This is a genomic window from Methylibium sp., from assembly GCF_013817345.1.
GTDB lineage: Bacteria > Pseudomonadota > Gammaproteobacteria > Burkholderiales > Burkholderiaceae_C > Methylibium.
The window spans coordinates 1-9,112 of the sequence record NZ_JACDCW010000123.1; the positions used below are offsets into that span (position 1 = coordinate 1).

Genomic DNA, 9,112 nt, shown 5'->3' on the forward strand with positions numbered 1-9,112 from the left:
GCCCGCGAAGCGCCGGAGCAATGCAGGCTCGACGCCTGCATTGCTCCGTTCCCCTCTCCATAGAGAACGAGCGCTGTTTGGCAAAGCCGCGGGCGGGCGGCGGGCGCAGCGCCTGTGCGGCGGCGAGCAGCACAGGGCTCGTGGCTGCGCGCGCAGCGCGCTTCGTCAACTGACTCGTCGCAGTTGTCTGAGCGCAGTGAGCGCAGCGAACGCAGCGAGTTCTGCGACGCAGCCACGAGACCGAGCAGCGCAGCGCAGTCGGCCCGCAGGGCCGACCGCCGCACCGAAGCGAAGCCCGCCGCCCGCCCGCGGCTTTGCTCACGCACAACATCCGCAAAGCAACAGCAACGCACATCGAAGCGCCGCAACGCGCCGATTGCCGACCCATGCGGGGCCTGTCAATCACAGCATTCCTAGCCGATCGAATGCAACTTCGTATCAACCGTCGGCCAGTCCCTCACGCACCGTGGGGTAGCGCAGCACGACGCGCAATTCCCGCTCGAGCCGGCGGTTGTCGAGCCGGCGCGACTCGCTCATGAAGCTCCAGCCCATCGGTGTCGATTGCTCGCGCATCTCGGAAGCCGGCAAGCGCGCGGCGCGCGGCAGCCCGGCGAGATCGGCCACCAGATCGAAGTAGTCGCCCATCTTCAGTTCCGTGTCGTCGCTGACGTGCACCACACGCTGCGCACGGCCGCGGTGCAGTGCGGCAATGCAGGCGCGCGCCAGGTCGTCGGCGTGGATGTGGTTGGTGTAGACGTCGTCTTCGGCCCGCAGCAGCGGCGTGCCGCGTGCCACCCGCTCGCGTGGCGCACCACCGGGTCGGTCGGCGGCGTAGATGCCGGGAATGCGCAGCAGCGTGACGGTGGCTCCGAAAGCGCGGCCGTACCAGCGCAGCCGCTGCTCGGCTTGGACGCGTCGGCGCGCACGGTCGGTGGAGGGTGCCGTGGCGCACGTCTCATCGATGCGCGCGCCCCGTGCATCGCCGTAAACGCCGCTGGTGCTGCCGTAGACGATGCGCTCTGCCACGCCACCGCGCGCCAATGCGTGCAGCAAAGCAGCGGTGCGAGGATCGTTGCGCCCTTTTCCGGGGGGCGGCGCAAGGTGCAGCACACGCGGCGCGAGTGCGGCGAGCCGGCCCAGGGTGGCCGGCACATCGAGGTCGCCGAGCAGCGGTGTCGCTCCCAGCGACCGCAAGGCTGGCCGGCGCGCCGGCTGTGAAGTGAGTGCGAAAACGCGGTAGCGGCCCCCTAGCTGGCGCAGCACGCGCTCGCCGATGTCGCCGCAGCCGACGATCAGCAGGCGCGGCTTGCGGAACGCTGCCGGACGGTGGGGCGCAGGTGTGGGCATGGGGTGCGATAGGCCGGCGCGAGGGAGGCGCCGGTCACAATCCTGCTGTTGTTTTCATTGCGCGCCGAGGATACCCAATGAGTTTCAAGGTGATGCTGCGCCCGAGCGGCCGCAGCTTCGACGTGGCCCGCGACGAGGCCGTGCTCACCGCCGCTATCCGTGCCGGCGTGGGCCTGCCCTACGGTTGCCGCGACGGCGCCTGCGGCTCGTGCAAGAGCCGGCTGCTCGAAGGCCGCGTGATCCACGGTGCTCATCAGAACAAGGCGCTGAGCGCTGCCGAGGAAGAGGCGGGGCTGATCCTCACGTGTTGCGCCGCACCCCAGACCGACCTGATCGTCGAGGCGCGCAATGTCGCCGCGGCCGGCGAGTTTCCGGTGCAGAAGATGCCGTGCCGTGTGAGCACGATCAGCCGTCCGGCGCCCGACGTCGCCCTCATCAAGCTGCAGCTGCCGGCGAACGTGGTGCTGCAGTACCACGCGGGCCAGTACATCGAATTCATCCTCAAGGACGGCGCACGGCGCAGCTATTCGATGGCGAACGCGCCGCACCTCGCAGCCGGCGGCCTGGAACTGCACCTGCGCCACATGCCCGGCGGCCTGTTCACCGACCACGTGTTCGCGGCGATGAAGGAGAAGGACATCCTGCGCATGGAAGGCCCTTACGGCGGCTTCTACCTGCGCGAGGACGCGGACCGGTCGATCGTTCTGCTGGCCTCGGGCACGGGCCTGGCGCCCATCAAGGCCATCGTCGAGCAGTTGCAGTTCAAGCAAAGCACGCGCGAGGCGGTGCTGTACTGGGGCTGCCGCAGCCGGGCCGATCTGTACCTGCACGAGTGGGCCCTGCAGGCCGCCGCGCAGATGCCGTGGCTGCGCTACGTGCCCGTGCTGTCCGACCCGCAGCCGCAGGATGGCTGGACCGGCCGCACGGGCTTCGTGCACGAAGCGGTGATGAGCGACCAGCCTGATCTGGCAGGCCATCAGGTCTATGCGTGCGGGAACCCCGCGATGGTCGACGCGGCGCAGCGCGATCTGGTGTCCCGCTGCGGCCTGCCGCCGAACGAGTTCTACGCCGACTCGTTTACCTCTGAAGCCGACAAGCACTGACGCGTCGGTCGAATGCGGCGGCGCGCTCGGCGCTGCTCCGCGTGCTCACTCCTTGCGCCGGAAGACCGACGAGCGCTTGGCGTCGTCGGCGTAATGGAACACCACCTCGCCGCGCTTCCATGCGCCGAGCCAGATCATGTTGACCGAGAACGCGTCGTGGTCGTCCTTGCTGAAAGGCGATTCGTAAGTGGTGACGACGCCGCGGTAGGTGCGCTCCTTGTTCTCGAGCGCCTGCTTGAGCGTGTCGCCATCGATCTTGCCCTGGCCCGTGCCCTGGGCCTGGAACATCGCGAACAGCATCAGGTGCATCGCATCGTAGGTTTGCGCGGCGGCCATCAGGGAGCCGATGCGCTTTTCGTTCGAATGCTGGAAGTAGCGCGCGAGAAACGACGCGCGGCGCTCGTTGGCCGTGTCGTGGATGATGGTCTGCGCCATCATGGTGCCCTCCAGCGCCTCGGCGCCGGCCTGCTCGAACACGCTGCGAAACGACAGCGGCCACGGTGCGAAGAACGGCACCTTCCAGCCGAGCTCGTGGCGGCTCTTGGCCGCGGCCGCCTCTTCCGGCCCGACCGTGTAGACCACCAACGCATCGGCGCCGGCATCGCGCGCCACGCGCATCTGCTCCGTGAGCGACGTGACGCCGAGCGGGAAGCGCGTCACCAGCAAGGGTTTGAGTCCCCGATTGGCCAGCTCGGCCGTGATGTCCACCACGCCGCCTTCGCCGTAGCCGGTGGTGTCGGCGAAGAGCGCCACCTTGCGGAGCTGGCGTCGATCGACGATCTCGCCGACCAGGAACTGCGCATTGATCAGGTCCTTCGGCGCCACCCGGAAAATGTAGCTTTGCGCCGCCGGGTACATGGCCGTGACCGCCGTGCCCTGCGAGCACGGCACCATCAGCAGGTGCTTGTTCTTCTGGAACACCTCGATGGATTTCATCGCCACGCCGGTGTTGCAGTAGCCCAGCGTGAAGTCGACCTTTTCCTCGAGCACGAGGTTTTCGGCGGCCTTGCGGCCTTCGTCGGGAATGGCCTTGTCGTCGCGAATCACCAGCTCGAAGGGCCGGCCCAGGTAGCCGCCGGCCTCGTTGATCTCCTTGACGGCCAGCTCGGCGCCCAGCCGCACGCTGTTGCCGAAATCGGCCGAGCCGCCGGTCAGCGGTGCAATCAGGCCCACGCGCACCGGCTTGATCGCCTGCCGGGCCGGAGCTTGAGCCTGTGCGGACGCCGCAGCGAAAAGGACCAGCACACCCGCAGCCGTCAGAGTCCTGATCTGCCCCATCTCGATACTCCCCCTTGAAAGTGGTGGCAGCTTAGGTGGGGACCGGCGGTGCAGGGCGGGGACGATCCCTTGCGGCCTGTTACCAGTGCGATACGAACGTGAAATTCTTGCCCGATCGAGCGTTCATTCGCCCAGGTAGGCCGCGCGCACCTTGGGATCGCTCAGCAGCGCGCTCGCCTCGCCGCGCATGGTGATCTCGCCCGAATCCATCACGTAGCCGCGCGTGGCGAGTTGCAGCGCGCGGCTGGCGTTCTGCTCGACCAGCAGCACGGTGGTGCCCTGCCGGTGGATGGTGTCGATGACCTCGAAGATCTTGTCGACCATGATCGGCGACAGGCCCATCGACGGTTCGTCGAGCAGCAGCAACTTCGGGCGCGCCATCAAGCCTCGACCCATTGCGAGCATCTGCTGCTCGCCGCCGCTCATCGTGCCGGCGAGCTGGCGGCGGCGCTCCTTCAGGCGCGGGAAGATGCCGAACACCTTCTCGAGGTCGGCGTCGATCTCCTTGTCCTTGCGCGAGAACGCGCCCATCAGCAGGTTCTCGGTGATGCTCATGCGCGTGAAGGTGCCGCGGCCTTCGGGCACCATCACCAGGCCCTGGCGCACCAGGTCCCACGGGCCCTGTCCCTTGATGCTGCGGCCGAAGAACTCGATCTGCCCGCTGCCGGCCGCCTGCAGGCCGGTGATGGCCTTGAGCGTGGTGGTCTTGCCCGCGCCGTTGGCACCGATCAGGCTGACCAGTTCGCCCTGCCGCACCTCCAGCGAAATGCCCTTGACGGCCTGGATGCCCCCGTAGGCGACCTTCAGATCGGTGATGCCGAGCAGCGTGTCTGCCATCTCGTTTCCTGCTCAGTGCGCCTTGTGGCCGACGCCGAGATAGGCTTCGATCACCTTCTCGTCGCGCTGCACGTCGTACGGGTTGCCTTCGGCGATCTGCTTGCCGTAATCGAGCACGGTGACGCGGTCGCACAGGCCCATGACGAGCTTGACGTCGTGCTCGATCAGCAGGATGGTGCGACCGTCGTTCCGTATGCGGTCGATCAGCTCGCGCAGCACCACCTTCTCGGTGGCATTCATGCCGGCCGCCGGCTCGTCGAGGGCAATGAGCTTGGGTTCGGTCGCGAGCGCGCGGGCGATCTCCAGGCGCCGCTGGTCGCCGTAGCTCAGCGTTCTCGCCTTGTAGTCGGCATAGCGGCCGATGCCCACGTAATCGAGCAGCTCCTGTGAGCGCCGGGCAATGTCGGCCTCCTCCTGCTTGAAGCCGCGCGTGCGCAGCACCGCGCCGATCAGCCCGGAGTGCGTGCGCACGTGGCGGCCGACCATCACGTTCTCCAGCGCCGTCATGTCGGCGAACAGGCGGATGTTCTGGAAGGTGCGCGCGATGCCGGCCTTGGCCACTTCATGCACCGCCGACGGCTTGTACGGTTTGCCCTCCAGCGCGAAGCTGCCGGAGTCGGGCGCGTACAGGCCGGTCAGCACATTGAAGAACGTCGTCTTGCCGGCGCCGTTGGGGCCGATCAGGCCATACACCTGGCCGCGCTCGATGCGGATGCCCACGTCGCTGAGCGCCTGCAGGCCGCCGAAGCGCTTGGAGACCTTGGCGACCTCGAGGATCGCGTCTTGCCGGCTCATGGCGTCTTCCTTCGCACTTCGCCCACGCGCGCGCGTTCCGTGCGATCACGCGTGTCGGGCCCCTTCGCGGGTCCGCCCTCGGGCGGCGGCGGCGTGGGCACCGGCGTGGGGGCGGCCTTGCCGTGCTCGGGTGCGGGCCACAGGCCACGCGGGCGGGCCAGCATGATCGAGATCATCGCCAGCGCGATCAGCAACTGGCGCAGGATGGCGGCGTCGAGCCGCCCGCCGGTCATCTCCTGCAGCGGCCCGGCCACGTGGCGCAGCACCTCGGGCAAGGCGGCCAGCAGCAGCGCACCCAGAATCACGCCGGGAATGTGGCCGATGCCGCCGAGCACCACCATCGCCACCACCATGATCGACTCCTGCAGCGAGAACGACTCCGGCGAGATGAAGTTCTGGAAGGTCGCGAACATGCTGCCCGCCACGCCGCCGAAGGTGGCGCCCATGCCGAAGGCGAGCAGCTTCATGTTGCGGGTGTTGATGCCCATCGCCTTGGCCGCCACCTCGTCCTCGCGGATCGCCATCCAGGCGCGGCCGATGCGCGAGCGCTCCAACCGCCAGCAGATCAGCACGCTGACCACCACCATGGCGAGAAAGAGGTAGTAATAGAGCGTCACCGACGGCAGCTCGATGAAGCCCAGGTCCAGCGTCTTGCCGAGGTCCAGTCCCCAGAACCTGACGCTGTCGATCTGCGCGACGCCCTTGGGCCCGTTGGTGATGTTGACCGGCGCGTCGAGGTTGTTGAGGAAGATGCGGATGATCTCGCCGAAGCCCAGCGTCACGATCGCCAGGTAGTCGCCCCGCAGCCGCAGCGTCGGTGCACCCAGCAGCACGCCGAAGATGCCGGCCACTGCGGCGGCCAGCGGGATCGCCAGCCACAGCGGCGAATGCAGGCCGCCCGGAAACATGGCCTTGACGACCGCGAAGTTCTCCCACAGGTGCGGGCTCGCCATCAGCCCGAACAGGTAGGCGCCGATCGCATAGAAGGCGATGTAGCCCAGGTCCAGCAGGCCCGCATAGCCCACCACGATGTTCAGGCCCAGCGCCAGCATCACGTAGAGCAGCGAGATGTCGATGATGCGCACCCACGCGTTGCCGAACTGCTGCGCGACGAGCGGCGCGGCCAGCAGCAGCACGGCGCAGATCAGGAAGACGACCAGCTTGTTCTTCATGGCAAGGCTTCCCGGCTCACGCGCGATCGGCAACGCGCTCGCCGAGCAGGCCCTGCGGTCTGAGCGTGAGCACCAGGATCAGCACGATGAAGGCGAAGATGTCCACGTAGTGGCTGCCCAGCACGCCGCCGGTGAGCTGGCCGATGTAGCCGGCACCGATCGATTCGATGAGGCCGAGCAGCACGCCGCCGAGCATCGCGCCCGGCAGATTGCCGATGCCGCCGAACACCGCCGCAGTGAAGGCCTTGAGGCCCGGCAGAAAGCCCATGGTGTGCTGCACCGAGCCGTAGTTGGCCGCATACATCACGCCGGCCAGCGCGGCCAGCGCCGCGCCGATGATGAAGGTGGCGGAGATGACGGTGTCGGGCTTCACGCCCATGAGGCCGGCCACGCGCGGGTTCTCGGCCGTGGCGCGCATCGCACGGCCGAGCTTGGTCTTGTTGACGAGGAACATCAGCCCGGCCAGCGTGACCGCCGTCATGACGAGGATCAGGATCTGCGTGGTGTTGATCACCGCACCGCCCACGTTGAAAGGCTCGCTGGGCAGCAGGATCGGGAAAGGCTTGTAGTTCGGCTTCCAGATGATCATGGCCAGCGTCTGCAGCAACAGGCTCATGCCCATGGCAGTGATCAGCGGCGCCAGCCGCGGCGCATTGCGCAGCGGCCGGTAGGCGACCTTCTCGATCGTGAAGTTGAGCAGCGTGCACACGACGATCGCCGCGATCAGCGAGAGCAGCAAGAGCAGCCAGCCCGGCAAGCCCATCCCGGCCAGTGCGGTCACCACCGTCCAGCTCGTCAGGGCGCCGACCATCAGCACCTCGCCGTGCGCGAAATTGATGAGGTTGATGATGCCGTACACCATCGTGTAGCCCAGTGCCACGAGCGCGTACATGCTGCCCAGCACCAGCCCGTTGATGATCTGCTGGATGAATGTTTCCATGAAGGAAGGTCTCCTGGGCTTGGCACGAAAGTCGGAGGTAGCCGCAGGGAGCAAAAAGCCCGCCACGGAGATGGAGCGGGCTTCGACCTGCCGACTTCAAACACGCATCGGTACACGCAATCAGTGCACGCAACGAATGCGCGCATCGCAGCGTGCATCCGGCACGCTCGATCAGGGCGTTCGTGCAGTGCGCGCGATTCTAGAGGCCGAGCGCATGGTGTTCTTCTCGGGCGAGGCGAGCCGCGGCCCGCGGCCATGCCCGCACGCGCGTCATCGGCGAGAGCTCTTGAGCACGGCCGTGAGCACGGACGGCCGCCGCTTCGGCGCACCGGCCCTGCCCTCGCCCTGGTCGCTGCGGCGCCGGCCGAACCGCACGGCCGCTGCCGTGGAAACGGGACCGTCCGACGCCGGGAAGTGCAGCCGGATGGCGGTGCCGAAGCCCGGACGACTGTCGACGATCATCTTGCCGCCCTGCGCATGCACCAGCGAGAGCGCGATCGTCAAGCCGAGCCCCAGCCCCCCGCGCCCCTGGCGATCTTCCTGCCGCCGGGCATAGCGGTGCACCACCTGCCCCGGCTCGTAGGCAGCGAAGCCCGGGCCGTCGTCGGTGATCGAGATCACCACCTCGCCGTCAACATTGGTGCGCACGCCCACATCGATGCGCGTGTCCTTCGGCGTGTGGACGATGGCGTTGTGGATCAGGTTGAGCACGGCTTGTCGAAGCAAGGTGGCTTCGGCCACGACGAGCCGGCTGTCCTGCGTCTGGATCGACAGCGACTGGTTCTTCTGTTCGGCCAGCGGCAGCATGCTGCGCACCGCCGCTTCGGCAAGTTCGGACGCATCGATGGTGGTCGTGGGCGTGCCCAGCATGCCGCCGTCGGCGCGTGCGACCAGCAGCAGGCTGTCCACCAGCTTGTCCATGTGCTCGCCCTGTTCAAGCATGCTGGACACCGCTTCGCGCAAGCTCGCCAGCGTGGGGTCTCCGCGCAGCGCCAGCTCTCCCACGCTGCGCTGGGCGGTGAGCGGCGTGCGCAACTCGTGCGCGGCCTGTGTGGCGAACAGCGCCTGCTTCTTCTGCACCTGCTGCTCCCCGGCCAGCAGACCGTTGATCACGTCGCAAAGGTGAGCGGCTTCGAGGCTCAGACCCTCCGTGCGCAGCCGGGCCGACGGCGCGTCGGGCCGGATGGCCTGAAGGCGCCGGAGGGTGTCTGCGACCGGCTCGACGGCAAGGGCCGCGATCAAGACACCGGCCACGCAAGCGGCGATCAGCACGAGCGGCAGGCTCACGCCGGCGGCCCACAGCAGGTCCCCCCAGACGGCGTCGAGCGGCTCTGCCGCCTGCCGGCTGCGGGCACGCATCAGGAACAGCGTGAAAGCCGCAAACATCAGCAAGAGCCCAAAGCTCGCTGCCACGCACCACGCCGCCAGGCGAAGCCGCAGGCTGTTCATCGGCTCGAGCGTCATCTCGGCGGTTTCTCCGAAAGCAGAAAACCGACGCCCCGCACCGTGTGGATCAGCGGCCGCGTTCCGGGCTGGTCGATCTTCTTGCGCAGGCGGCCGATGTGCACGTCGATCACGTTGTCCATCGGCGTGGCGCGTTTGACTTCCTTCCACACTTCGCGCGCGAGCGTGTCGCGCGA

The 9,112-nt window shown here is 67.8% G+C and carries 9 protein-coding genes; 1 reads left to right on the top strand and 8 read right to left on the bottom strand.

What is annotated here, in order from left to right:
* Nucleotides 1-438: 438 nt before the first annotated feature.
* A complete protein-coding gene (locus tag H0W40_RS17450) occupies nt 439-1,347 on the bottom strand; it encodes an SDR family oxidoreductase (RefSeq protein WP_292448769.1) in 909 nt (302 codons plus the stop codon).
* Nucleotides 1,348-1,424: 77 nt separating this feature from the next.
* On the opposite strand from H0W40_RS17450, the gene H0W40_RS17455 reads away from it, so the two are divergent.
* On the top strand, nt 1,425-2,450 hold the full coding sequence (locus tag H0W40_RS17455) for a CDP-6-deoxy-delta-3,4-glucoseen reductase (RefSeq protein WP_292448773.1): 1,026 nt from the start codon (nt 1,425-1,427) through the stop codon (nt 2,448-2,450).
* A gap of 45 nt (nt 2,451-2,495) precedes the next feature.
* Here H0W40_RS17455 and H0W40_RS17460 read toward each other — a convergent pair whose 3' ends face one another.
* The 7 genes from H0W40_RS17460 to H0W40_RS17490 all read right to left on the bottom strand — a co-directional run.
* Nucleotides 2,496-3,728 carry an ABC transporter substrate-binding protein gene (locus H0W40_RS17460; RefSeq protein ID WP_292448776.1) on the bottom strand — a complete coding sequence of 411 codons (1,233 nt, stop codon included), beginning with the start codon at nt 3,726-3,728 and terminating at the stop codon, nt 2,496-2,498.
* 123 nt (nt 3,729-3,851) lie between these two features.
* A complete protein-coding gene (locus H0W40_RS17465) occupies nt 3,852-4,565 on the bottom strand; it encodes an ABC transporter ATP-binding protein (RefSeq protein WP_292448778.1) in 714 nt (237 codons plus the stop codon).
* Between the two features lie 12 nt (nt 4,566-4,577).
* Nucleotides 4,578-5,360 (bottom strand): ABC transporter ATP-binding protein, encoded by a 783-nt coding sequence (locus tag H0W40_RS17470; protein WP_292448781.1) that lies wholly within the window; start codon nt 5,358-5,360, stop codon nt 4,578-4,580.
* Nucleotides 5,357-6,532 (bottom strand): ABC transporter ATP-binding protein, encoded by a 1,176-nt coding sequence (locus tag H0W40_RS17475; RefSeq protein WP_292448782.1) that lies wholly within the window; start codon nt 6,530-6,532, stop codon nt 5,357-5,359. Before H0W40_RS17475 ends, H0W40_RS17470 begins: the two co-directional genes overlap by 4 nt.
* A 16-nt stretch (nt 6,533-6,548) precedes the next feature.
* Entirely contained in the window at nt 6,549-7,472 is a 924-nt protein-coding gene (locus H0W40_RS17480; protein WP_292448785.1) for a branched-chain amino acid ABC transporter permease, read from the bottom strand.
* Between the two features lie 270 nt (nt 7,473-7,742).
* Nucleotides 7,743-8,936: a HAMP domain-containing sensor histidine kinase gene (locus H0W40_RS17485; protein ID WP_292448786.1), complete on the bottom strand. Its 1,194-nt coding sequence runs from the start codon at nt 8,934-8,936 to the stop codon at nt 7,743-7,745.
* A partial coding sequence (locus tag H0W40_RS17490; RefSeq protein ID WP_292448789.1) for a winged helix-turn-helix domain-containing protein occupies nt 8,933-9,112 on the bottom strand: 180 nt, incomplete at its 5' end. The genes H0W40_RS17485 and H0W40_RS17490, both read right to left, overlap by 4 nt.

Bases quoted from the DNA above. Each gene is read 5' to 3' on its own strand.
- H0W40_RS17465 (WP_292448778.1), bottom strand. From the start codon at position 4,565: ATGGCAGACACGCTGCTCGGCATCACCGATCTGAAGGTCGCCTACGGG.
- H0W40_RS17475 (WP_292448782.1), bottom strand. From the start codon at position 6,532: ATGAAGAACAAGCTGGTCGTCTTCCTGATCTGCGCCGTGCTGCTGCTG.
- H0W40_RS17485 (WP_292448786.1), bottom strand. From the start codon at position 8,936: ATGACGCTCGAGCCGATGAACAGCCTGCGGCTTCGCCTGGCGGCGTGG.
- H0W40_RS17470 (WP_292448781.1), bottom strand. From the start codon at position 5,360: ATGAGCCGGCAAGACGCGATCCTCGAGGTCGCCAAGGTCTCCAAGCGC.
- H0W40_RS17480 (WP_292448785.1), bottom strand. From the start codon at position 7,472: ATGGAAACATTCATCCAGCAGATCATCAACGGGCTGGTGCTGGGCAGC.
- H0W40_RS17460 (WP_292448776.1), bottom strand. From the start codon at position 3,728: ATGGGGCAGATCAGGACTCTGACGGCTGCGGGTGTGCTGGTCCTTTTC.
- H0W40_RS17450 (WP_292448769.1), bottom strand. From the start codon at position 1,347: ATGCCCACACCTGCGCCCCACCGTCCGGCAGCGTTCCGCAAGCCGCGC.
- H0W40_RS17455 (WP_292448773.1), top strand. From the start codon at position 1,425: ATGAGTTTCAAGGTGATGCTGCGCCCGAGCGGCCGCAGCTTCGACGTG.